Annotated in this window: 18 protein-coding genes; 7 read left to right on the top strand and 11 right to left on the bottom strand. The window is 70.7% G+C overall.

What is annotated here, in order from left to right:
* Positions 1 to 76: 76 nt before the first annotated feature.
* The 4 genes from CHC11_RS35170 to CHC11_RS43615 form a co-directional block, all read right to left on the bottom strand.
* The gene (locus CHC11_RS35170) at positions 77 to 472 is read right to left on the bottom strand and encodes an STAS domain-containing protein (RefSeq protein WP_089316203.1); all 396 of its coding nucleotides are present in this window, start codon (positions 470 to 472) and stop codon (positions 77 to 79) included.
* Positions 473 to 587: 115 nt separating this feature from the next.
* Positions 588 to 2,225, bottom strand: a complete 1,638-nt coding sequence (locus CHC11_RS35165) for an ABC transporter permease (RefSeq protein ID WP_089316202.1) — start codon at positions 2,223 to 2,225, stop codon at positions 588 to 590.
* Complete coding sequence (locus CHC11_RS35160; protein WP_089316201.1) at positions 2,222 to 3,124, bottom strand: ABC transporter ATP-binding protein; 903 nt, start codon at positions 3,122 to 3,124, stop codon at positions 2,222 to 2,224. Before CHC11_RS35160 ends, CHC11_RS35165 begins: the two co-directional genes overlap by 4 nt.
* Positions 3,117 to 3,791: a TetR/AcrR family transcriptional regulator gene (locus CHC11_RS43615; RefSeq protein ID WP_089316200.1), complete on the bottom strand. Its 675-nt coding sequence runs from the start codon at positions 3,789 to 3,791 to the stop codon at positions 3,117 to 3,119. Before CHC11_RS43615 ends, CHC11_RS35160 begins: the two co-directional genes overlap by 8 nt.
* Positions 3,792 to 3,920: 129 nt before the next feature.
* Between CHC11_RS43615 and CHC11_RS35150 the strand changes: the two genes are divergently transcribed.
* The 3 genes from CHC11_RS35150 to CHC11_RS35140 are packed head-to-tail and all read left to right on the top strand — an operon-like array spanning position 3,921 to position 9,410.
* Positions 3,921 to 4,970 (top strand): FecCD family ABC transporter permease, encoded by a 1,050-nt coding sequence (locus CHC11_RS35150; protein ID WP_218826379.1) that lies wholly within the window; start codon positions 3,921 to 3,923, stop codon positions 4,968 to 4,970.
* Positions 4,967 to 5,983, top strand: a complete 1,017-nt coding sequence (locus CHC11_RS35145; RefSeq protein WP_089316199.1) for a FecCD family ABC transporter permease — start codon at positions 4,967 to 4,969, stop codon at positions 5,981 to 5,983. The genes CHC11_RS35150 and CHC11_RS35145 overlap by 4 nt, the downstream gene beginning before the upstream one ends.
* A 52-nt stretch (positions 5,984 to 6,035) precedes the next feature.
* A complete protein-coding gene (locus CHC11_RS35140; RefSeq protein ID WP_089316198.1) occupies positions 6,036 to 9,410 on the top strand; it encodes a non-ribosomal peptide synthetase in 3,375 nt (1,124 codons plus the stop codon).
* 7 nt (positions 9,411 to 9,417) lie between these two features.
* Here the strand turns inward: CHC11_RS35140 and entS are convergent, their stop codons facing one another.
* A complete protein-coding gene (gene entS, locus CHC11_RS35135) occupies positions 9,418 to 10,665 on the bottom strand; it encodes an enterobactin transporter EntS (RefSeq protein ID WP_089316197.1) in 1,248 nt (415 codons plus the stop codon).
* Between the two features lie 73 nt (positions 10,666 to 10,738).
* On the opposite strand from entS, the gene panD reads away from it, so the two are divergent.
* The 3 genes from panD to CHC11_RS35120 all read left to right on the top strand — a co-directional run bounded on the left by panD (position 10,739) and on the right by CHC11_RS35120 (position 16,370).
* Complete coding sequence (panD, locus tag CHC11_RS35130; RefSeq protein WP_089316196.1) at positions 10,739 to 11,140, top strand: aspartate 1-decarboxylase; 402 nt, start codon at positions 10,739 to 10,741, stop codon at positions 11,138 to 11,140.
* 2 nt (positions 11,141 to 11,142) lie between these two features.
* Positions 11,143 to 12,711 (top strand): (2,3-dihydroxybenzoyl)adenylate synthase, encoded by a 1,569-nt coding sequence (locus tag CHC11_RS35125; RefSeq protein WP_089316227.1) that lies wholly within the window; start codon positions 11,143 to 11,145, stop codon positions 12,709 to 12,711.
* Positions 12,712 to 12,815: 104 nt separating this feature from the next.
* On the top strand, positions 12,816 to 16,370 hold the full coding sequence (locus CHC11_RS35120) for a serine/threonine-protein kinase (RefSeq protein ID WP_179279162.1): 3,555 nt from the start codon (positions 12,816 to 12,818) through the stop codon (positions 16,368 to 16,370).
* Positions 16,371 to 16,475: 105 nt separating this feature from the next.
* On the opposite strand, the gene CHC11_RS35115 is transcribed toward CHC11_RS35120, so the two are convergent.
* From CHC11_RS35115 to CHC11_RS35105, 3 genes are all read right to left on the bottom strand, one after another.
* A complete protein-coding gene (locus tag CHC11_RS35115; protein ID WP_089316194.1) occupies positions 16,476 to 16,679 on the bottom strand; it encodes a DUF397 domain-containing protein in 204 nt (67 codons plus the stop codon).
* Positions 16,676 to 17,557, bottom strand: coding sequence for a helix-turn-helix domain-containing protein (locus CHC11_RS35110; RefSeq protein WP_089316193.1), 882 nt, complete (start codon positions 17,555 to 17,557; stop codon positions 16,676 to 16,678). Before CHC11_RS35110 ends, CHC11_RS35115 begins: the two co-directional genes overlap by 4 nt.
* Positions 17,558 to 17,887: 330 nt before the next feature.
* Positions 17,888 to 18,658 (bottom strand): MBL fold metallo-hydrolase, encoded by a 771-nt coding sequence (locus CHC11_RS35105; protein ID WP_089316192.1) that lies wholly within the window; start codon positions 18,656 to 18,658, stop codon positions 17,888 to 17,890.
* A 197-nt stretch (positions 18,659 to 18,855) separates the two neighbouring features.
* Between CHC11_RS35105 and CHC11_RS35100 the strand changes: the two genes are divergently transcribed.
* Entirely contained in the window at positions 18,856 to 19,500 is a 645-nt protein-coding gene (locus CHC11_RS35100; protein ID WP_089316191.1) for a dihydrofolate reductase family protein, read from the top strand.
* Here CHC11_RS35100 and CHC11_RS35095 read toward each other — a convergent pair.
* From CHC11_RS35095 to CHC11_RS35085, 3 genes are all read right to left on the bottom strand, one after another.
* Positions 19,425 to 20,093 carry a hypothetical protein gene (locus tag CHC11_RS35095; RefSeq protein WP_089316190.1) on the bottom strand — a complete coding sequence of 223 codons (669 nt, stop codon included), beginning with the start codon at positions 20,091 to 20,093 and terminating at the stop codon, positions 19,425 to 19,427. The genes CHC11_RS35100 and CHC11_RS35095 overlap by 76 nt on opposite strands.
* Positions 20,094 to 20,216: 123 nt before the next feature.
* Complete coding sequence (locus CHC11_RS35090) at positions 20,217 to 20,819, bottom strand: 3'-5' exonuclease family protein (protein WP_089316189.1); 603 nt, start codon at positions 20,817 to 20,819, stop codon at positions 20,217 to 20,219.
* A gap of 559 nt (positions 20,820 to 21,378) precedes the next feature.
* A complete protein-coding gene (locus CHC11_RS35085; protein ID WP_143227430.1) occupies positions 21,379 to 22,989 on the bottom strand; it encodes a toxin glutamine deamidase domain-containing protein in 1,611 nt (536 codons plus the stop codon).
* Positions 22,990 to 23,302: the final 313 nt, after the last annotated feature.

The raw sequence follows: 23,302 nt of genomic DNA, 5'->3' as shown, positions 1-23,302 counted from the left end.
CGTCTCTCGGCGTCGGTGAGACGATACGGATCCTGTACGAACGTGTTGGGGTGAGGGCAAGGGCGCGGACGGGGGTTCAGCGGGCGGAGAGCGCGTCCAGGGCCTGCTCGGTGGTCGGGTGGGCGATGAGGTGCCGGTCCAGGCCGCTGCGTTCGATGATCGTGCGGAACCGGCGCTCCGGCCGGGCCAGGACGAACTCGCCCCCGGCGGCGTGCGCGGCCTTCCACAGGGTGATCATCGCGTTCAGTCCCGAGGAGTCGCAGAAGCTCACCTCGCCGACGTCCAGGACGATCAGCGGCGGTCCGCTCATGGCCCGCATGTCGGCCAGGACGTGCTCGCGCAGCGCGCCGGCCGTCAGGATCGTGAGCTCCCCCTCCGCCTCTACCAGCAGGCAGGGGCCGCGGAGGTCGCTGCGGACCCGCAGCGGATCGATGGGGGTTCCCTCCGGCGTCTCGCCGGCTCCGAAGGACATGACGATCACCTCCCGTAGTCGCAAGATTGCGGAGTACCCGTGAAAGGGGAGGTCATGCGGGTTCCCGGGCGGGTCTGCCGGTGCCCGCCCGGGAACCCGCCCGGAGGGGCGGGGATCAGGTGACGTCGCGGCGGCGGAAGGCGGCGAGTCCGGCCGCGGCCAGTCCGGCCGCCACCGCGGTGAGCGCGAGGAGGGGAAGCGGATCGGCGTCGCCGCCGGGCAGCTTCGGGGTGTGGGTGAAGGGGGATAGGTCCATGACCGCCTGCGGGAGGCCCAGCAGCGGTCCCACCTGGCCGAGGAGCAGGAAGACGGCGAGGACGCCCCATCCGGCGGACGCCGCGCGGGGGAGGGCGCCGAACAGCAGGAACGCCGCGGCGGCGACGACCCAGACCGACGGGAGCTGGGCCAGTGCCGCGCCGAGCTGGCGGGGGAGCTGGCCCGCCAGGTCGTCCGATCGGGCGCCGTGGACCAGGCCCACGGCCAGGCCGGTGGCGGTGAGCATGACCACCGTCCCCGCGGCGGTGTTCGCCAGGGCGGCCACGGCCCAGCGGGTGCGGCCGACGGCGGTCGCGAGGACGGGTTCCAGGCGCCCGCCGCTCTCCTCGGCGCGCAGCCGCAGGAGGCTCTGCACCGCGTAGGCGGCGGTGAACAGCGCCATGAGGCCCATGGCCGTGGCGAGGAACGCGTCCGCGACGTCCTGCCGGCCGCCCATCTTGCGGATGTCGTCCAGGACGGCGTCGCTGCCGTTGACCAGGTCGTCGACGCCGTCCGCGACGCCGCCGATCGCCAGCCCGTACACCAGGAACCCGGCGGTCCAGCCGAGCAGCGTGCCGCGCTGCAGCCGCCACCACAGGGTGAACGGGCCGCGCAGGGACGGCGGGGCGTGCGCGGGGCCGAGGGACGGAGCGAGGATCCCGGCGCCGAGGTCGCGGCGCTCGGTCAGCAGGTAGGCGGCGGCGACCAGCAGCACGAACGCGGCGAGGGGAAGCAGCAGGACGGCCCACTGCTCGTCCGCGCACGGGCGGACGCGCTGCGCCCAGCCGATCGGCGACAGCCACGACAGCCAGTGCGCCGAGCCCGCGTCGGCCACGCCGCGCAGCAGGTAGGACACGCCGAGGACGGCGAACGCCAGGCCGTTGGCCAGGCGCGAGGTCTCGGCGAGCTGGGCGGTGAGCGCCGCGACGCCGGAGAACACCAGCCCGGCGCCGAACCAGGACAGCCCGAACGCGACCGAACCGGCCGCCGGCAGCCCGAAGAGGATCATGACGAGCGCGGCCGCGGCGGCCAGGGTCCCGGCGGCGGTCACGGCGGTGAGGAGCGCCGCGGTGAGCGGCGCGCGGCGCCCGACGGCCGCGGCGCCGACCAGTTCCAGCCGGCCGGCCTCCTCCTCGGCGCGCGTGTGCCGGACGACCAGCAGGACGCACATCACCGCGGTGAGCGCGGCGCCGGTCGCGCCGACCCGCCACGCGCTGAGCCCCGCGACGCTGCCGTCGTTCAGGACGGGCCCGTAGAGCGCCCGCGTGGACGGGTTGTCGTTGATGCCGCGCGCGAAGCTCGCGAGCGCCGCCGGGGTGTCGTACTCGTGCTGGAGGCTGTAGACGGTGCTGGAGACGAGCGCGGTCAGCCCGTAGATCCAGGCCGGCATCATGACGCGGTCGCGGCGCAGCCAGATCTTCAGCAGCATGCCGGCGCCCGCGAGGCCGCCGCCGCGGCCGGCGGCGCGCGCGGGGGCGGGCAGGGTGGTGGCGGTCATGAGGCGGCCTTCCCGGTGAGGTCGTCCTCGTAGTGGCGCAGGAACAGCTCTTCGAGCGTGGGCGGCCGGCTCGTCAGGGTCCGCACGCCGATCCGGGTGAGCTCCTTGAGCGCGGAGTCCAGTTGGGGGGTGTCGACCTCGAACGTGATGGTGGTGCCGTCGACGCGGACGTCGTGCGCCCCCGGTAGCGGGACGCCGTCCGGGGCGGCGGCGAGTTCGGCGCGAACGGACGTGCGGGTGAGGTGCCGCAGCTCGTCGAGCGTGCCGGTCTCGACCGTCCGGCCTTTGCGGATGATGGTGACGCGGTCGCAGAGCGCTTCGACCTCGTTGAGGATGTGGCTGGACAGCAGGACGGTGCGCCCGCCGCGCCTCTCCTCCCGCACGCACTCCTGGAAGACCTCCTCCATGAGCGGGTCGAGGCCGGAGGTGGGCTCGTCCAGGATGAGCAGTTCCGCGTCGGACGCGAACGCCGCGACGAGGGCGACCTTCTGCCGGTTGCCCTTGGAGTAGGCGCGGCCCTTCTTCTTCGGGTCGAGTTCGAAGCGGCCGAGCAGTTCGTCCCGCCGGTTCACGTCGAGGCCGCCGCGCAGCCGCCCGAGCAGGTCGATGACCTCGCCGCCGGACAGGTTCGGCCACAGCGTGACGTCCCCCGGGACGTAGGCGATGCGGCGGTGCAGGGCGGTGGCGTCGCGCCACGGGTCGCCGCCGAGCAGGCTCGCGGTGCCGGAGTCGGCGCGCATCAGCCCGAGCAGGACGCGGATGGTCGTGGACTTCCCGGCGCCGTTGGGGCCGAGGAACCCGTGCACCTCGCCGGGCGCGACGCGCAGATCGAGCCCGTCGAGCGCGCGCGTCCGGCCGAACGCCTTGACCAGGCCTTCGGCCCGGATGACGTCATTCATCGTTGTCTCCCTGGAGGCTGGCCTCGTACCGGTCCATCGCCGCGTGGGCGCGCGCGGCGGTCTCCCGGCCGAGCAGCCGGTCGTCGAAGATCTCGAGGACGGCGCGGCGCAGCCGCAGCGACCCCTGGGGGGTGAAGGTGTCGGTGCCGAGGACCCGGCCGAGGTGCTGGTGCAGCACCTCGATCCCGATCGTCATCGCGACGATCGCGGCGGAGTAGGCCAGCGGGTCGCGGGTCGCGGGCGACGCGACGCCGGGCGGCGGATCGGCCAGGTACCGCTCCGTCACGCCGACCAGGTCGTCGAACATGCGGCCCGCCGCCGCCGAGCCGTCGACGAGCGCGCGGGCCAGGTAGCGCCGGACGGGCAGGTCCGCCCGGACGGCCGCGGCCAGGATCCCCGGGTCGCCCATCGCCTCGCCGGCGGCCGTCGAGGTGAGATCGAGGACCGTGTCGAGGGCGTAGGCGTCGCACGCCTCGCGCAGTTCCTCCTTGGAGCCGAAGTGGTGCTGGACGAGGCCCACCGAGACCCCGGCGGCCTCGGCGATTCCGCGGAACGTCGCGCCCTTCATGCCGTGCTCGGCGAACTGCAGCAGCGCCGCGTCGCGGATCCTGGCCCGCGCCGTCAGGTCCTCGGGCGCCGGGCCCGCGGCCCGGCCGGTCCTCGCCATTCCCCCACCGCCAATACAAGCGTTCAACTTCCAATATCCATGTATACCATACGTCTGTATTGTTAATGAGTGTGCGCGGGTGCCGGCCGGGCATTGAGCGGGTGAGTTAGCTTAGGCTAGCCTTACCTCGTGCTTTCCCTCGCGCGAAGACGCCCGCCGAAATCCCCGGAACGGCAGGGGCTGTCGCGCGGCGCGCATCCGTGGTGGCTTGCCCTGCTCGCGGCGGTGCTGCTGCTGACCGTCGGGGCGAGCCTCGCGATCGGCGCCGGGCACGTCCCGTTCGCGGACGTGCTGCCGGGCGTGTTCTCCCCGGACGACGGATCCCGGGCGCAGCTGATCGTCCACGAGCTGCGGCTGCCCCGCACCCTCCTCGGCGTCGCCGTCGGCATGGCGCTCGGGCTGGCGGGCGCGGTGATGCAGGGGCTCACCCGCAACCCGCTCGCCGAACCGGGCCTGCTCGGCGTGAACGGCGGCGCGGCCCTCGCGGTCGTCCTGGTCATCGGAGCGTTCCGCGTGGACGACCTGCTCGTCTACGTGTGGGCGGCCTTCGCCGGAGCGGCGGGCGCGGCGGCCCTGGTCTACCTGATCGGCGCCCGGGGGCGCGGCGGCGCGTCACCGGCGCGGTTGGTGCTCGCCGGCGCCGCCGTCAACGCCGTCTTCAGCGCGATGACGGCCGGCGTGATGCTGTTCACCCCGCGCACCTTCGGCGGCTTCCGGTTCTGGCAGGTCGGCTCGCTCGGCGGCCGCGACGTGCCGGTCCTCCTGCGCGTCCTGCCGTTCATCGTCGCCGGGGCGCTGCTCGCGCTGGCGCTCGCCCGCCCGCTGAACGCCCTCGGCCTGGGCGACGACGCGGGCCGCGCCCTCGGCTCCCGGCCCGGCAGGACCAGGGCGCTCGGGGCGCTCGCGGTGGTGCTGCTGTGCGGGTCCGCGACGGCGGCGGCCGGGCCCATCACGTTCCTCGGGCTGGCCGTCCCCTTCATCGTCCGGACGGCGGTCGGCCCGGACCAGCGGCTCGTCCTGCCCTACTCGCTGCTGCTCGCGCCCGTCCTGCTGCTCGGCGCGGACATCATCGGCCGCGTCGTCGCGCCCGGAGAACTGGAGACCGGCATCGTCACCGCGTTCCTCGGAGCGCCGCTGTTCGCGGTGATGGTCCGCAGGGGGAGGACGCGCGACCTATGAGAGTCATCCGGGCGGCCGGGGTGTCGCTGCGTTGGGAGCCGCGCTCGGCGGCGGTGTGCGGGGTGCTGGCGGCGGTCGCGGTGGGCGCGGCCGTCCTCGTCGTCGGCTCGGGGGAGTTCCCCATCGCGCCGCCGGACGTGGTGCGCGTCCTCCTCGGCAAGGGCGACCAGGCCACCGAGTTCATCGTCACGACCCTGCGCCTGCCGCGCGCCGTCACCGGCCTGCTCGCCGGTCTGGCGCTCGGCCTGTCCGGGGCCGTCTTCCAGAGCATCTCCCGCAACCCGCTCGGCAGCCCCGACCTCATCGGCTTCACCACCGGCTCGGCGACCGGCGCGCTGCTGCAGATCCTGGTGTTCGGCGGCGGGGCCGTCGCGATCACTGCCAGCTCGGTCGCGGGCGCGGTGTTGACCGCGCTCGCGGTGTACCTGGTCGCCTACCGCCGGGGCGGCGGCGTGCACGGCGTCCGGCTGGTGCTGATCGGCGTCGCGGCGGCGGCGATGCTGGAGGCGCTCAACTCCTACCTCATCACCCGCGCCGAACTGCGCGAGGCCTACGAGGCCGCGTTCTGGCTGACCGGTAGCCTCAACGGGCGGGACTGGGGCCATGCCGTCCCGCTCGCCCTCGCACTGGCCGTGCTCGTCCCCGCGGCGCTGCTGCTGGCCCGGCCGCTCGGCATGGGGGAGCTCGGCGACGACGCCGCGCGGGCGCTCGGCGTGCCCGTCCAGCGGACGCGGGCGCTGCTGACGGTCGCCGGGGTGGGCCTCGTCGCGGCGGCGACCGCGGCGGCCGGGCCCGTCCCGTTCGTGGCGCTCGCCGCGCCGCAGCTCGCCCGGCGGCTGACCCGCCGGCCCGGCGCGCAGCTCCTGCCCGCCGCGCTGACCGGAGCCGCGCTGCTGGCGAGCGCGGACCTCGTCGCGCTGCACCTGCCGGTCGCGGTGCCGGTCGGCGTCGTCACCGGCGTCCTCGGCGGCGTGTACCTGGCGTGGCTGCTGTCGGCTTCCGGGCGGCGTTGACGCGATCGGACGGCGCAATTAGGTTAGCCTTACCTAATTTGAAAGGGGTTCCGTGCTGACCTGGGATGAGCTCCACGCCGTGCTGGCCGAGGTGCTGGGCGAGCGTGCGGAGGCGGACGACAACCTCATCGAGCTGGGCATGGACTCGATCCGGCTCATGCAGCTCACCGGCAGGCTCCGGCGCCGCGGCATCGAGATCCGCTTCGCGGAGCTGGCCGAGCGTCCGACGCTCGCCGGGTGGTGGGACCTGCTCGCCGAGAAGGGCCAGGTGGAGGCGGCGGCCGGGCCCGCCCCGGAGCCGGGCACGGAGATCGGCGAGACCGCCGTCGAACCGGACGAGCCCTTCGCGCTGGCGCTGATGCAGCACGCGTACTGGATCGGCCGCGACTCCGGCCAGGAGCTCGGCTCCGTCGCCGCGCACCTGTACGTCGAGCTCGACGGGCGCGCGATCGACCCGTCCCGTTTCGAGTCGGCCGTGGGCGCGCTGGTGCGGCGGCACCCGATGCTGCGCGCCGCCTTCCGCGACGACGGGAGGCAGCAGATCCTGCCCGAACGCCCCGGTCCGCTCGTCACCGTCCACGACCTGCGCTCGTCGGACGACCCGGACGCCGAACTGGAGCGCGTCCGGGACGAGATGTCGCGGCAGCGTCTCCCCATCGAGGACGGCCGCGTCTTCGACGCCCGGCTCAGCCTCCTCCCGGACGGCGCCGCGCGCCTCCACCTGGACGTCGACATGGTCGCCGCCGACGCGATGAGCTACCGCGTCATGCTGGCCGACCTCGCCGCGCTGTACCAGGGCGAGACCCTCGCGCCGATCCGCTACGGCTACGCCCGCTACCTCGCCGACGACCCCCGCGCGCAGGCGCGCGCCGCCGACCGCCGCTGGTGGGCCGACCGCCTCGCCGATCTCCCCGGGCCGCCCGAGCCGCCGGTCGTCCCGGAGCCGGGGGACCGCGTCGAGCGCAAGCACCACTGGCTGCCGCCGGACGGCAAGGACCGCTTCACCGCCCGCGCCCACGCCGAGGGCGTCACCCCCGCCATGGCGCTCGCGGCGGTGTTCGCCGAGGTGATCGGCGCCTGGTCGGCGACGCCGCGGTTCCTGCTCAACCTGCCGCTGTTCCACCGCGAGCCCGTCCACCCCGACGTCGACAAGGTCGTCGGCGACTTCACCGGATCCATCATGCTGGAGGCCGACCTCACCGCGGACCTCCCCTTCGTCGAGCGTGCCCGCGCCCTCCAGGCGAACCTGCACACGGCCGGCGCGCACAGCGACTACTCGGGGCTGGAGGTGCTGCGGGACCTGTCGCGGCTGCGCGGGGAGCAGGTGCTCGCCCCGATCGTCTACACCAGCGCCCTCAACCTGGGCGAGCTGTTCGGCGACCGCGTCCGCGAGCTGTTCGGCGAACCCGGATGGATCATCTCGCAGGGCCCGCAGGTGCTGCTGGACGCCCAGGTGACCGAGGTGTCCGGCGGCCTGCTGCTCAACTGGGACGTGCGCCTGCCCGCGTTCCCGGAGGGCGTCGCGGAGGCGATGTTCGACGCCTACACCGCCGCGATCACCCGTCTCGGCGCGCCCGGCGCCGACTGGGACACGCCCCTCTCCATCGCCGCCACACCGTCCCAGCTCCGCGTCAGGCACGGGGTGAACGCCACGCCCGCGCCGCCGCCGCGCACGCTGACCGAGGGCTTCTTCGAGCACGCCGCGCGCCGCCCGGACGCCCCGGCCCTGCACTGGGGCGAGGACGGGACGATGACCTACGGCGAGCTCGCCGACCGCGCCCTGCGGATCGCGTCGGCGCTGGCGGCCGAAGGCGTCCGCCCCGGCGACCGGGTCTCGATCGAGCTCCCGAAGGGGCCCGACCAGGCCGCCGCCGCGCTCGGGGTGCTGGCGGCCGGCGCCGCCTACGTCCCGATCGGCCCCGAGCAGCCGCAGGCGCGGCGCGCGAGGATCCGCGCGAGCGCCGGGGTCGCCGCCTCGCTCACCCCGGGCGGCGTCGCCGACGCCGACCCGCTGCCCGGACCGGTCGCGGTGCGCCCCGACCAGGTCGCCTACGTGCTGTTCACCTCCGGGTCGACCGGCGAGCCCAAGGGCGTGGAGGTCTCGCACGGCGCGGCGATGAACACGATCGGCGACCTGGTCGAGCGATTCGCGATGGGGGAGGACGACGTCACGTTCGCGGTCTCGGCGCTCGACTTCGACCTGTCGGTGTTCGACCTGTTCGCCGCCTGGCACGCGGGCGGCGCGGTCGTCGTACCGGACGAGGACGAGCGGCGCGACGCCGCCCGGTGGAGCGGACTGGTGCGGCGCTGGTCGGTGACCGTGCTGAACTGCGTCCCGTCCGTCCTGGAGATGCTGCTGCGCGCGGGCCGGGCGGAGAGCCTGCGGCTCGTCCTGCTCGGTGGCGACTGGGTGGGAACGCACCTTCCCGGCCTGCTGCGGGAGAGCGCGCCGGGCTGCCGCTTCGTCGCGCTCGGCGGCACGACCGAGACGGCGATCCACTCGACGGTGCAGGAGGTCGCGGGCGACGTCCCCGCCGACTGGCACGCCGTCCCGTACGGGGTACCGCTGCGCGGGGTCGCGTGCCGGGTGGTGGACGAGTTGGGCCGCGACCGCCCCGACTGGGTCACCGGAGAGCTGTGGATCGGCGGCGCCGGCGTCGCGGACGGCTACGTCGGCGACCCGGCCCGGACCGCCGACCGGTTCGTCCTGTGGGAGGGCACCCGCTGGTACCGGACCGGCGACCTGGCCCGCTACCGCCCGGGCGGGGCCATCGAGTTCCTCGGCCGCCGCGACCACCAGGTCAAGGTGCGCGGGTTCCGGATCGAACTCGGCGAGGTCGAGGCCGCGCTGCGCGACCATCCCGCCGTGGAGCGCGCCGTCGCCCTCCTCGCCGGCGGCCGCCTCGCCGCCGCCGTGGTGGCGCCCGCCGAGACCGGCCGGGACTCCGTGCTCGCCCGCGTCCGCGACCTGCTGCCCCCGCACATGGTCCCGGAACTGCTCGTGCGCGTGGACGAACTGCCGCTCACCGCGAACGGCAAGGTCGACCGCAAGGCGCTCACGGCCCTCGCCGCCGCCGAGGCCGGTGAGGCGGCCGCGTCCCATGCCGAGCCCGAGACGTCCCTGGAGAGGGTGCTGGCCCGGATCGTCGCCGAGGTGCTGGGGAGGGAACGCGTCGGCGCGGACGCCGACTTCTTCGCCCTCGGCGGCGACTCCGTCCTCGCCACCACCGTGCTCGCGCGACTGCGCGAGGCACTCGACACGACGGCGCTGCCCGTGCGCGTCCTGTTCGCCGAGCGGACGGTCGCACGGATCTGCCGCCGCTTCACCGAACTGGAGGAGACGCCGGGACGCCTGGAATCCGTCGCCGCCATCTGGCTGGAGGTCGAGGCCATGACCGAGGAGGAACTGACCGCTCGCCTCGGGTGAGCCGGGGTCAGCCGGGCTCGGGCTCCGGCCGCAGCGTCGCGGTCCGGAGCCCGGTGAGGGTCAGCGCCAGCGCCAGGGCGAGGACGGCGCTGACCGTCCCGTACAGGACGATGGCGGCGCCCGGGGCGAGGTAACGGCCGAGCGCCCCGGCGCCGAGCGACCCGATGGCGCCGCCGCCCGTCTCCTGTGCCGACCACAGCGCGTTCACCCGGCCGAGGTGCGAGTCGGGCGTATGAGACTGGATCAGCCCGTACCGCAGGATCTCCTCGATCGACTGGACGAACCCGTAGACGAACAGGATCGCGACGGCGAGCGCCGGATGGCGGGCCAGGCCGAGGCACGCGAGCGCGACGAACCCGGAGACGGACGCGACGAGCAGCGCCAGGCCCGGCGCCCGGGCCCGCCCGGCCCAGCCGCTCGTCAGGGAGGCCAGCACCGCGCCGCAGGCCGGCGCGGCGAACAGCAGCCCGACCGTGGTGGCGCCGCCGTCCAGGCTCCGGCTCGCGAACGCCGGCATCAGGACGGGGATCCCGCCCGCGACCATGAACAGCAGGCCGAGGAGCATCAGCGAGCCGACGACCCGATGCGAGGCGACGAAGCGGAACCCGTCCCAGACGGACTTCAGCGGATTGGCGTCCGCCTCCTCCACGGCTGCGGGCTTGAGCCGGGGGAGCCCGGTCAGCAGCACGAGTGTGCCGAGCGTCCCGGCCGCCGCGGCCGCGTAGTTCCAGCCCACGCCGAACGCCGACACCACGAGCCCGCCGAGCGCGGGGGAGGCCATCGACCCGAGCCGGACCGTCAACGCGTTCAGCGCCCCCGCCGCGACGAGCTTGTCGGGTGCGACCAGCGCCGGTGTCGCGGCCAGCAGGGCGGTGATGCTGACGCCGGTCATCAGCCCGTCCCACGCAGCCAGTGCGTACAGGGCGGCCAGCGAGGGGGAGGGCAGGAACGCGTTGAGCGCCAGCAGGACGAACCCGATCCCGGCCGCCGCGCGCGCCCGCAGCATCAGGCGCCGCCGGTCGTGCCGGTCGGCCAGCACCCCGCCCCACAGGAATCCCGCGAGGAGCGCGAACCCTTCGGCGGCGGAGACCCCGCCCACATGCACCGTGGACCCGGTGAGGTCGTACACCTGCACCGGAAGCGCCACCGCGAGCATGCCGATCCCGAAGACCGAGACGGTGCGGGCGATGAACACGTTGCGGAACGGCCTGCTGTCGCGCAGCGGCCCGACGTCGATGACCAGTCGCCGGAGCATCCTCGGGGTTCTCCTCTGCCGATCGAATAGCTAAGGTTAGCCTAGCCTTAGTTGATCGTGAGAAAGAGGAGCCGTGCAGCGGACGCTGATGAACGGGAAGATCCACCGCGCGACCGTCACCCAGGCGGACCTGCACTACGTGGGCTCGCTGACGATCGACGCCGACCTGATGGCCGCGGCGGACATCGTGGAGGGCGAGCAGGTCCACCTCGTCGACATCGACAACGGCGCCCGGCTCGTCACCTACGCCATCACCGGCGAGGCGGGCAGCGGCGTCATCGGCGTCAACGGCGCGGCCGCCCGCCTGGTCCAGCCCGGCGACATGGTGATCATCATCACCTACGCCGGCGTGGAGGACCCGTCCCGGCACGAGCCCCGCGTCGTCCACGTCGACGCCGCGAACCGCATCGTCGCCCTCGGCTCCGACCCGTCCGAGCCGGTCCCCGGCGCCCCCGCCCAGCTCGCCGGGCGGTGACCGTGGACGGCTTCACCCCCTGGCCCGCCGACCTCGAAGCCCGCTACAAGGCCGAGGGCCTCTGGACCGATCGCCTCCTCGGCGACGTCCTGCGCGGCGACCCGGCCGCCCCCGCCCTCGTCGCCGGTGACGACCGCCTCTCCTACGCCGACCTGGACGCTCGCGCCGCCCGCACCGCCGCCGGGCTCCTCGCCCTCGGCCTCCGCCGCGGCGACCGCGTGGTCGTCCAGCTCCCGAACACCACGGGCTTCATCGTCGCGTTCCTCGCCCTCGTCCGCATCGGCGCCGCGCCCGTCCTGGCGCTCCCCGCGCACCGCGAGAGCGAGATCCGCTACCTCTGCGAGCTCTCCGAGGCCCGCGCCTACATCTGCGCCGACCGCGACGGCGACTACGACTACCGCGAGCTGGCCCGCACGCTCGCCGTGGACCACGTGATCGTCGAAGGCGAGGCCGAGGAGTTCACCGCTCTGGCCTCCATCGACGCCGAGCCGGTGGCGCCCCCCGCGCCCGACCCCTCCGACGTGGGCGTCTTCCTCCTCTCCGGCGGCACCACCGGCCTCCCGAAGCTGATCCCGCGGACGCATCGCGACTACGTCTACAACCTGGAGGCCAGCGCCGAACTCTGCGGCTTCGACCGCGACACCGTCTACCTGGTCGTCCTGCCGGCCGCGCACAACTTCGCCCTGGCCTGCCCCGGCGTCCTCGGCGTCTTCGCCACGGGCGGCACGGTCGTCCTGTCGCCCTCCGGCTCCCCGGACGAGGCGTTCCCCCTCATCGAACGCGAGCGCGCCACCGTGTGCGCGGTCGTCCCCCCGATCGCCCTCCTCTGGCTGGACGCGGTGACCTGGTCGGACGAGGACATCTCGTCGCTCGAACTCCTCCAGGTGGGCGGCGCCAAGCTCGCCGCCGAACGCGCCGCCGAGATCCCGGACGCGCTGGGATGCCAGGTCCAGCAGGTCTTCGGCATGGCCGAGGGCCTCCTCAACTACACCCGCCTGGACGACCCGCGCGACCTCATCGAACGGACCCAGGGGCGCCCCCTCTCCCCGGCCGACGAGATCCGCGTCGTCGACCAGGACGGCAAGCAGGTGTCCCCAGGCGAAGTGGGCGAACTCCTCACCCGAGGCCCGTACACCCTCCGCGGCTACTACCGCGCCCCCGAGCACAACGCCCGCTCCTTCACCCCGGACGGCTTCTACCGGACAGGCGACCTCGTCAGGGAGCTGCCGTCCGGGCACCTCATGGTCGAGGGCCGCGAGAAGGACCAGATCAACCGGGGCGGCGACAAGATCTCCGCAGAGGAACTGGAGAACCACCTCCTGGCCCACCCGGCGATCCACGACGCGGCCGTGGTCGGCGTCCCCGACCCGGTCATGGGCGAGCGCACCTGCGCCTTCCTGATCTTCAGGGAGGGGGCGCAGGCTCCCGGCCTCCGCGAGCTCAAGGACTTCCTCCGCACCCGCGGCGTCGCCGCCTACAAGCACCCCGACCGCCTGGAGACGGCCGCCGCGTTCCCCCGGACGCCGGTCGGCAAGATCAGCAAGAAGGCGCTCGCCGCCCGCCTCCGATGAGACCGTCGCCGGTTCGTCGACCGGTGTTCACCGTTTCGCGCGAACGCCGCCGCCGGTGTCGGCATCCTAATAGACAATTATGTCTATTAGGCGAGGAGACCTTAGTGGCACCCGATCCGCTGGGACCCGGTGATCCGACGAGGCTCGGCGACTACCTTCTCGCAGGCCGGCTCGGCGCCGGCGGGCAGGGTGTCGTGTACGAGGGGTACGGCCCGGACGGCATGCGGGTCGCGGTCAAGGCGCTCCACGGCGACTACTCCGCCCTGCACCGCGACCTGTTCGTCCGCGAGGTCGAGGCGGTGCGGCGCGTCTCGCAGTTCTGCACGGCGCGCGTCCTCGCCGTCGACCTGGACAACGCGCTCCCGTACGTCGTCAGCGAGTACGTCGCGGGTCCGAACCTCCAGCAGGCCGTCGAGGAGGACGGTCCGTACAAGCCGGACGAGCTGTACCGGCTGGCGGTCGGGATCGCGACCGCGCTGACCACCGTCCACCGGGCGGGCGTCGTGCACCGCGACCTGAAGCCCGCCAACGTGCTGCTGGGACCGGACGGCCCCCGCGTCATCGACTTCGGCATCGCCCGCACCGAGGACATGTCGCAGAGCGCGACCGAAATGAAGGGGACGCCCCGGTACATGGCGCCCGAGGTGTTCCGGGGGAAGACTCCCGGGCCCGCCGTGGACGTCTGGGCCTGGGGCGCCACGATCCTTTACGCCGCGTCCGGCCGCACTCCGTTCGACGGCGGCTCCCTGCCCGAAGTGATGCACGCCGTGCTGAACACCGAACCGGACACCTCGATGGTGCCCGAGCGGCTGCGGCCCATGGTCGATGCCGCGCTGGCAAGGGAGCCGGGGCGGCGCCCCGACGCGCCGGGCCTGCTCCTCGACCTGCTCGGCGGACGGCCTGACGCGGACCTTCTGGAGCAGGGGGCCCGGGAGGCCCGCGCCGTCCGCATGCCCAAGTCCGCGCCCCCGCCCCTGGGCGAGCGCGCCGAAGCGGCGATGGGCAGCCTCGGCCCGGAGGCGCAGCAGGCCGTCCCTCAGATCCTGCTGCGGATGGTGTCGGCCGGAGACGACCTCGTACGCCCGGCGACGCGCGCCGAGTTCAGCGACGGCCGCACGCCGGAGCCCGTGATCGACGCAGTCCTGTCGGCGTTCACGCACGCGGGGCTGCTCACCTGGGACGGGCAGCGCCTCACCCTCGCCTCCCCGGCGCTGCTCCGCGCCTGGCCACGGCTGCGCGACTGGGCCGCCGCCGAGCGCCCGGAGCTGGACGTCCACCAGGAACTAGCCGAAGGGGCGCGCCTGTGGGACGCGCACGGCCGCAAGGCCGGCGACCTCCTCCAGGGGACCCGCCTCGAACGCGCGATGACCTGGGCCGTCGGCGGCAGCCGCACGCTGCGGCCGAACACGCTGGAGCAGGCGTTCCTGGACGCCGGGCGCGCGTCCGTCCGCCGCCGCTCCACCCTTCGGACGGCGGTCTCCGGGGTCCTCGCCGTCCTGCTGCTGGTGACGCTCGTCGCGGGCGCGCTCGTCTTCCAGCAGGGCCGCACCGTGGCGCGGCAGCGCGACGACGCGGAGGCGCGGCGCCTGGCGGCCGTGGCGATGGCCACCCGCAAGAGCGACCCGAGGACGGCCCGCCGCCTGGCCATCGCCGCCGGTGCCCTCTCCGACACCAAGGAGACCAGGGAGGCGCTGGTGGCATTGCGATACCAGTGGGAGAGCGACGTCTTCATGCCGCCCGGCGTGAGTTCGACGACCCGCCGCCAGCCGTCGCCGGGCGGCCGGATCCTCGCCGTCGTGGACGGCGGAAAGGCCAGTGTCTGGAACATCGACTCCCACGCCGAACTGCACGCATTCGCCATCACCGGCGCCGACACCCTGGACCTCGTCGTCACCGACGACGCGCGCACCATGGTCACCTGGGCGGCCGACGGGACGGCCCGCGTCTGGGACACGGCGTCCGGCAAGGAACGCGGCAGGCTGCCCATCGGCAAGGCCGGCACCAACGCGACGGTCTTCGACGGGATCGACCTGAGCCCGTCCGGACACCTCCTCCTCGCCGGCAACCGCGACGCCCGCACCGTCTGGGACCTGCGGACCCTCCGGCAGGTCCCGCTGAGCTGGACGCGCCCGAAGGACGGCGTCGAGATCCTCGCGGCCGACGCGGGCGACCAGCTCATCGCGGGCGTCACACCCCAGGGCGCGGTGCACGTCGACCAGCTGGCGGCCAGGACGACGATCGCGCTGCCCCGCCTCAGCCAGGCGCTCAAGGGGAGGTATGTCAGCGCGGCGAAGGTGAGCCCCGACGGTTCACTGCTAGCCATGGCGAACGCTCCCGCCACGGGCAAGAAGGCGGAGATCCTGATCTGGAAGCTGGGCGCGGACGAGCAGTTCCTCAGGCTCGCGCCCGCGAACACGTACTCCGCCCTCGCCTTCAGCCAGGACGGCCGCTACCTGGCGCAGGGCAGAACCATGTGGCGCCTCAAGGACGGCGGCGCCAGCCAGTCCACCCCCGACGAACCCGTGATCCGCTACGCGCCGAACGCGGACTGCGCCCTTGTCCGCTTCGTCGAGCAACGGGCCCTACGCTGCATCGAGCCGGCGACCGGCCAGATCTCGTCCCTGGACATCAGCACCTTCCTGAGCACCAAGGTCATCCAGGGAAGCGGCCTGTTCCAGAAGACGACCATCTCCGCAGACGCCTCGACCATGGTGTACCGCAGCGGAGACTCGGTGCACTTCTGGGACGTCCGGCGAAAGAGCGCCGTCAACCGGGGGTTCGGCCTCTCGTCCGACTACGAGTACTCCGGCAACGGCAACGACCTTGCCCTCAGCGCGGACGGCGGGCGGCTGGCCATCTACAAGAACACCCGCACCGTCACCATCACCGACGCCAAGAAGTTCGCAAAGCTCGGCGATGTGACGCTGCCCCAGCCCGCTGACAGGATCCAGGCCATGGCCCTGTCCCCGGACGGCCGCGGCTTGGTCCTCCTGGTTCGCCGTGGCACCGCGGGAGAACTCCAGCTCTGGGACGCGAAGACGTTCCGGCAGATCCGCGCAGTGCCATCGTCGGCCGACACATTCGTCAAACGCATCGTCTTCCGCCCGGACGGAAAGGCGCTGATGACGGACGGCAAGTCCGGCCTCATCGAGTACCCGTCCGGACGAGTCCTCGCCAGAAGCGACGACACCTTCCTCAGCACCCTCCTCACCATGAGCCGAGACGGCCGCACCATCGTGAGCGCCGAGGGAACCGAGACGGACCAGAAAGTCCTTCTCGCCGATGGCAGGACGCTCCGCTCGCGCGGCCTGATCCTGCGCGGCCACAAGGGCTACGTGAGGGCCGCCGCGATCTCCCCTGACGGCACGCTCCTTGCCACCGGCGACGCATTGGGCCAGATCCGCCTATGGGAGGTCGAATCCGGCCGCTCCTACGCGCTGCCCCTGACCGGCCACCAGACCGAGATCGGCGCCCTGGCGTTCTCCTCGGACGGAAAGACCCTCACCAGCGCCGCCGAAGCCGGCACCGTCCTCACCCACGACCTGGCCCCCGCCCTCACCAGGGCGGCCCTCTGCAAGAACACCACCGGCGGCCTGACAAAGAAGGAATGGCACCAAACCCTCCCCACCCTCGACTACCGCCCCACCTGCCCCCGATGAGCGCCGGTGCGCCGATCTCAATGACGAGGTCGACGCAGCGGTCGTAGACCGGAAGCGTCCAGGCGTCCTCGTCCGAGCCGCAACGGACGAGGACGCCGACGACGGTCAGCTGCGTTCGATCTGAATCAGTCGGACCGAGTCGAGAAGGGCAGCCCACTCCTGGGGCGTCAGTTCCAAGATCGGGCCTTGCCCGAGGTTCTTGGTGTCCCGGACGCCGATAGTTCCGTCTGCCGCTCGTCCCACCTCCACGCAAGAACCATTGGGCTCGCTGTGCTGGGACTTGCGCCACCGGGTGTACTGCTTGGTCATGCTGGGGGTCCCGCCTCGTTGATCAACAGGTCAGCCGCCTCGGTGAGCAGCGCCAGGCTGTCTTGCGGCGCGAGCGCTCCTCTGGTGAGGTCTTCGTATCTTTGTATATACCGCTTCACCTCCAAGCGCTCGGTGTGAATGAGGTCGGTAGTGATGGTGTCAACTACGGCCATCGGTGGGTCTGCCGGGTCTGGGAAGGTATAGAGCGCGAACGTGGCCTTCGGAAGCAGAGATCCTTCCATGTCGGCGTGCGTGGGGAGCACTCGCAGGGAGAACCGGGGCTCGGCCGTCACTACTTTGACCATGTGCCGTAGCTGGGCTGCCATGATGGCCCTCGGAACGGTGCGACGCCTGACGATCACCTCATCGATGACGAACTCGTACGTGGGACCGTCCTGGCGGAGAAGGACCTCTTGTCGCTTCAAGCGAGCCTCCATCATCTTCTCCGGCTGGAAATCGAGCTGCCCCTCCTTCTTCGCCAGCTCGATGAGGCACGCCGTGTGCTCGGCGGTCTGGAGGATTCCGGGAATTGCGCTGAGGTTGTACTCGCGAATGCTGCCTGCGCCCGACTCGATGTCGGCGTAAAGCCGGTGCCGTGCTCCCATGGCCTCGCCGTAGCGGTCCCACCAGCCCTTGATCGCCGCCTGGTGTGCGAGGCGGACGATCTCCTCCCACCTTGCGTCTGTGATGTCGAGGGCATCAAGGATCTGGATGACGTCACTGACATCGGGGCGGCCGTGAGCGTTCTCCAGGCGGCTGATCTTCATGCGCGAGTAGTGGATGCGCTTGGCGAGTTCCTCCGCCATCATGCCGCGCTCCTCGCGGAGCCTGCGGAGTTCGGCCGCCAGACGCTGGCGTCGTACATACGGGCTGACCATGCTGACCCCCGGGGAATCGGAAGCGTGACCATGTCACTACCTTATGTACACCAAGCTTTCGAAGGAATGCCGAGAAATGAACGGCTGGTCAGCTCGAACAGGATGACAATTCTATGTCGAACAGGCACATAAGCGTTAAAAAGAACGTAGGTCGAACGTGCACGACCTGAACATTCATTAGCTCAGCTTCCAGCACCCCACGCGCGAGACCGTCCAACCCCACGTCATCCAGAGCGCCATGGGTCTGGTGCCCACTTTCCTAGAGCGCTCCTACATCCCACCAGCAGGACAGCCGCATGACTGGACATGCGCTCTGGAAGTTGTCGTGGCTCATCCGACCGAGAAGGTGGCGCCAGGCGTGGCGTAGTCGATGGGGCCCTCGAACCGGGTCGAGGCGCGGGCCACTGCCTCCTGCGGCGTGAGGAAACGTCCGACATGCGTGACGACCAACCGTCCTGCCTCCGCGCGGGCCGCAGCGTCGCCGGCGTCGTCCGGCGTGTGATGCACCTGTTCTTCTTCGCTCTGCACCTTTGCGCTCTCGGCCTCACACAACAGCACATCACACCCTTCCGCCAGATGCGTCAGACTGGGACAGGGCGCGGTGTCTCCGGAGTAGACCAACGACCGCCCAGCGACCTCGACTCGCAGAGCGAAGGCCGGAATGCCATGCGCCACCGCCCGGCTGGTCAGCGTGAGAGGCCCGACACGCGCCTGGTGCCCATCATGCAGTTCATCAATGGCGAAGGCGGATTCGACGGGGCTGCGTGTGGAGGTGTTCGTCAGAAAGTGCGCCAGCCGGTCAGCCGTGCCAGGCGGGCCGTACAGCGGGATCGGGGCGGCGAGCTGGACGTCGGCGTACAAGGCACCGTAGTAGGCGGTGAGCAGGTCCGCGCTGTGGTCGGCGTGCAGATGCGAGATCCAGATCGCGTCCAGCTCGTCCAGCCGGATGTGTCGTTGCAGCTGAGCCAGCGTCCCGGTGCCCGCATCCACCCACACCCGTGTGTCCCCACTGGACACCAGGTAGCCAGAACACGGATTGTCCACACTCGGGTACGGCGTCGCAGAACCCAGAACGGTGAGATCCAGAAGATCGCTGGTCATCTGCGAAGTCTAGGACCGAGCCTCCTTGCCCCCAGGTATCGGGGCCGCCCAGCATCGGACCTCGCCATGCGCTGTTCGAGGGATCGGACGTGCGGGTAGAGAGGGGCTGGGGATGCCATCGCGGCGATGAGTCTGTCGGCGCCCGCAGGTCTACCTCCCGACCCCTACAACCGACCACCGAACATCGGGAGCAGGAGATGGGCCTCATCCACATAGAGCTGTTCGCGACCCTCGACCTCGTCGGGCAGTCGCCCGGCGGCCCAGACGAGGACCCTGCCGGGTTCCCGTTCGGCGGCTGGCAGGCACCCCTGCTGGACGAGGCCACCGGGGCGCAGGTCGGTGCCGCGTACGAGGGCACGGACGCGCTCCTCCTCGGCCGGCGGACGTACGACATCTTCGCCGCCTACTGGCCGCACCAAGAGGGCGGCGAGGACAACGACATCGCCACGCTCTTCAACCGCGTCCCGAAGTACGTGGCCTCACGCGGCCGGCCGGACCTCTCCTGGTCCGGGTCCGAGCAACTCGGCCGGGACCTGGCCGCCGCAGTACGCGAGATCCGTGATCGGCACGAGCACATCAAGGTGGTCGGAAGCCTGAACCTGGTGCAGACGCTCCTGCGCGAGAAACTCTTCGACCGCCTCGACCTCTGGGTGCACCCGATAGTGCTCGGCGTCGGAAAGAAGGTCTTCGACGGTGGCGAGGTCCCCACCAACCTCACCCTCCTGGAACCACCGTCAGCCGCCCCGAACGGCACCGTGTACCTCCGCTATGGCCTGGCCGACGGCACACCCGAGACAGGCGACATGACCGCCCCCGACCGCGGCGTCACCCACGACAACTGAACAACCCCCACCATCTGCATCCGGTGCGCGGCCCGAGCTCTCACTTTCAAGTTCCTTGCGTGAGTAATCCGAGCCAGGCCTCGAACCGCGCCCCGAGTTCTTCTGGGCTGCCTCGACCAGCTCATTGGGATCGCTCGCCGGACCAAGGCCAAATGCTGGCTCAGCCAGGCGACGTAAGCTTGGTGCGCCTGGGGGGCACCGTGGCGTTCGCGGTGGTAACTTTCGTACTCTCCGAAGTAGGCGTCGCTCCAGTCCACATATAGTGGCCGGTCGCTCGCGAGCTGGCGGAACAGGTCCCGGAGGTTGCGTGAGGTGACATGGACTCCTCCCTCGTCACCGAACACCGCGATCGGCAGGGTGGCGAGGTCCGCGCGGTCATGGATGCGCCACATGGCATAGAACGAGCCCGAGCCGTTGGCTTGGGCGAAGGGGAGGACCGCCTCGACGAACTCCTGGGCGACCGACCATGCGTCGTGCTTCGGCTCTCCGAATTCGAACAACTCGAACCCGTCCGAGATGAACTCTCCTTCGAGCCGCTTCTCGAATTCGGCGAGCAGGCTCAGTTCCGGCACGGGCGAGGAGACGCTGCCCATCGGGGCGACGTCCGATCAGCCGAGGGGAGAGGCAAGATCGTTCGCGAGAAGATACCGGCTCCAGCGGCCGCACGGGTACCTGCAGGAGCCTGACGGGAAGGCCACCCGGGCAGTCGTGAAGGTTCACGCGTGGTCGGCGCGAATACCCTGCCAGCGGATTAGGTTCTGAAAGAGTTCCGCCTGCTCGATGGCGTCGTCCAGCGCGTTGTGCGTGTGCGGTCGATCGGACAGCAACTCGGCAGGCATCTGACGCTTGGTCGAGCGGACGACCAAAGTCCCGGCCTTGGTGGCGTACATGCTCTTGAGATCCAGGTGCCGGGAGTGCCCGAACGGAGACCCGGCCTCGGCGAATCGCGTCCAGTACCAGTACAGGAACATCCAGTCGAAGCCGAGCGGATAGGCCACCAGTACGGGCGAGGCACCCGCCGCGGCCGCCACGGCATTCACCCAGTCAACGGCCGCGTCCATCGCCTCGCCCGGTTCGCGCCCCTCGGCAGCCAGATGGTCGCGGTCCAACCCACTGACCGCCAACGCCTCGGGGACGTAGCCATCGCTGATCGGTTTCAACTCCGTGTAGAACGTGCTCTCAGCCGGATCGGCCGACCTGAACTCCTGCCCATCAAAGATTCCGCACGCGCTCATACCAAAACTCAGCATGGAGTAAGGCCCCGGAATCGGCCCATCAGCCTCTACGTCAACCGAAACATAAACCTCACGCTTGCCCATCAACGATCTCCATCCCGGTTCCTTCACTTGGTGAAATGCGAAAGACCGGCGCCCGAAGTCGCCGCTTGGCGCGAGAAGTAGCATCGTCTCGCGATACCGCCCAGTCGGGTGCCGCACGCCCTACCCGAGGAGTAGCCACTCTTAGATGCGTAAGCCAGAAAGACTCACCGTGTCGGGTTTTCAGTCTCTCCGGCTCCGTCAGAGTGCGGATGTGGCTTGAACTTTCCCATTTATTGGTTAGACCTGAACGTCGGATTCGGATTCGGCGTGTTTCGAATCGAAGGGTCGGTGGCAATCATTGCAGAGGGACGGGATGCCACTCGACCTTCGTCTTTTAGGACAATGGGAACGCTGCCTATGATCGCGAATGAGTCATCTCCATCTATGACGAACTCGCGAGCGCCGATGTTGAAGACGTAAAATTCATCGTTCTCCCTGATCCAGCGATCGTCCAGACAAAAAGTTCCCTTTGTCCAGTTGGGCTCGAAATGTTCGCGGACAAGTTCACGGGCCTGCTCATAACTAATAGCCATCTTGCGTCTCCATGTGTGACTAGTTCTCATGGTTCGAGGAACGGGTCTATCTGGTGGTTGGATGGTGTCGGTAGGTCGTCTACTCGAAGATACTTCGTAGAGTGCCCGGCGGTGAAGTAGTGCGCGACATCTCGGAGGGGAGGTTTCGGCTGGCCGTCAACAAAGCGAACCCTTCCTCCAACGTTCTCTACGCTGAAGACATGCGCGCCACTATTTACACCATTCCAGGCGATGTAGACGATACCTCGTGAGCCCGGCTGTTTGAACGCCTCCTCGATCTCGGCCTTGGTCCCGGGAGTGAACTTACCACCCCATGCTTGTTCGATGACGCTGATATTGCGACCGCCTGGGCCGTTTTGATCAGACCGTAGGTGCTTCTCCAGTGGTCCGGCCTCCACGTCATGGCCACGTCGCCGCAACTCGTTCGCCTGCACAACGCCTGTGCAGTTTTCGGAGTAATCGGAGCGGGTCCAGTCGAACTTTGGGTTAACTTTGGTGAGGGTCAGGTCGATCTCGCTGTCGACCTTTTGGTCAGCGAGTCGGGCCATTTTATCGCCGAGATCCAGTTGCTGATCAATCTTGCTTTTACTGCCCTTGGCGATTGTCTGAGGTTCGGGGCGCTCTCTCGAATCGCTATCCTGGTTCTCGGTCTGGGATCCGAAATCGCTTTCGTCGACTTGGGTCGGTGACCCCCGGCCCTCCTCCTCTGTCTCCGGCAGCGAGACAGGCCCGGTTTCCTGACTGTTGAGGTGCATGGGGGCCTCGTGAGGCGCTGCTTGGCTGCCCATGGTCGGCCGCCCGTCGATCGTGTCGAGGGAGTCGGCTCGATCAGGTTCTTCCGAAGCTTGCGGAGCAGCCTCACCCGCGTCCGGGAGGCGGCGATCCTCTCCGGGCTCGTTCGGACGTTCTGCCTGCTCGGTTGTTCCAGTTTCGGCGTCGCGGGCAGCAGGTTGGCCTTCGGCGGCCTCTGTCCCAGCTGGCGGATCCAAACTTTGAGCGGTGGTCTCCCCCGGGAGGCCCTCGGACTCCTCAATCCTAATATCCAGATGTTCGCCGCCGGACTGCCCGGTTGCCTCACTGGTGTCTGCTGGGCCAGGACGCACTTCAGAGTCGACCGGGCGCGACATTTCGGCGATCTCTGGTTCGAGGAGTGAGGCGTCACCTTCCTCGGCATCTGTCGAAGTGCCGCCGACCTCGTCTGTTGCCTCAGGTCCGTTTGCTTTGTCGGCGTACTGCTGTTGGACTGGGGTGGACTTGGCTTCCTTGTCCTCCCCTCCGACGCGTTGTTCGGCGTTCGGCTCCTCGGTGGGTTCGCCGATTTCGGCCTTGGGTTCGTTGCTGTCGTTTGCTGTCTTAGCTTCTTCCGATGCTTGCTGTTCGCGGGAGGGCTCGGTCTCTTTGCCCCCTATTTCGTCGCGCTGGTCGGTGCTGGCCTTGGGTGGGGCTGTCTGCCGGCTCTCCTGTTCGGCCGCGCTGGCTAGTTGGGCTTCCCGGGCGGCGCGGAGGCTCTCCAGGCGGGACGGGGTGCCGGGCTGTCCGGGACGGTCGGGCGGTGGCGCTGGGGGCCGGTCCCGGCCCGGGGGTTCGTCGGCGCCCTCGACTCGGGTGTCGGTCCCGCCGGACTGCTCGATGCCCACGCTTTCGGTCCTTTCCGCCGGAGGAACGGAGACCTGCTCCGCTGTCGACCTGACAGCGGACTTGCCGTGCTTTTCGTCTCACGTTGGACATGTTCCGGCGGGCGTGCGGGGGCGGCCTCCGGAGACGCCACACCCCATGTAAGCGCGAACGTTCCGCATGTGCACGTTCAGAATTCGAACATGCTCGGCCCTCTCGTCCGATTCGGTGGAGCGGTCGAGGCAAGACCAGTCGTACGGAGGAGGGCTGATGGTCTGCAGACGATCAGCGTGCAGGTACAGGGCTTTCCAGAAAATCCGCATGTCCAGGTCGCGG

It is taken from the genome of Actinomadura mexicana (assembly GCF_900188105.1).
GTDB classification, from domain to species: Bacteria; Actinomycetota; Actinomycetes; order Streptosporangiales; family Streptosporangiaceae; genus Spirillospora; species Spirillospora mexicana.
This window is presented reverse-complemented; position numbering and strand designations above follow the sequence as displayed.

Excerpts from the sequence above, each read along its gene's own strand:
- CHC11_RS35170 (WP_089316203.1), bottom strand. The coding sequence starts at position 472 with ATGTCCTTCGGAGCCGGCGAGACGCCGGAGGGAACCCCCATCGATCCG.
- CHC11_RS35165 (WP_089316202.1), bottom strand. The coding sequence starts at position 2,225 with ATGACCGCCACCACCCTGCCCGCCCCCGCGCGCGCCGCCGGCCGCGGC.
- CHC11_RS35160 (WP_089316201.1), bottom strand. The coding sequence starts at position 3,124 with ATGAATGACGTCATCCGGGCCGAAGGCCTGGTCAAGGCGTTCGGCCGG.
- CHC11_RS43615 (WP_089316200.1), bottom strand. The coding sequence starts at position 3,791 with ATGGCGAGGACCGGCCGGGCCGCGGGCCCGGCGCCCGAGGACCTGACG.
- CHC11_RS35145 (WP_089316199.1), top strand. The coding sequence starts at position 4,967 with ATGAGAGTCATCCGGGCGGCCGGGGTGTCGCTGCGTTGGGAGCCGCGC.
- entS (WP_089316197.1), bottom strand. The coding sequence starts at position 10,665 with ATGCTCCGGCGACTGGTCATCGACGTCGGGCCGCTGCGCGACAGCAGG.
- CHC11_RS35115 (WP_089316194.1), bottom strand. The coding sequence starts at position 16,679 with ATGACCAAGCAGTACACCCGGTGGCGCAAGTCCCAGCACAGCGAGCCC.
- CHC11_RS35110 (WP_089316193.1), bottom strand. The coding sequence starts at position 17,557 with ATGGTCAGCCCGTATGTACGACGCCAGCGTCTGGCGGCCGAACTCCGC.
- CHC11_RS35105 (WP_089316192.1), bottom strand. The coding sequence starts at position 18,658 with ATGACCAGCGATCTTCTGGATCTCACCGTTCTGGGTTCTGCGACGCCG.
- CHC11_RS35100 (WP_089316191.1), top strand. The coding sequence starts at position 18,856 with ATGGGCCTCATCCACATAGAGCTGTTCGCGACCCTCGACCTCGTCGGG.
- CHC11_RS35095 (WP_089316190.1), bottom strand. The coding sequence starts at position 20,093 with ATGGGCAGCGTCTCCTCGCCCGTGCCGGAACTGAGCCTGCTCGCCGAA.
- CHC11_RS35090 (WP_089316189.1), bottom strand. The coding sequence starts at position 20,819 with ATGGGCAAGCGTGAGGTTTATGTTTCGGTTGACGTAGAGGCTGATGGG.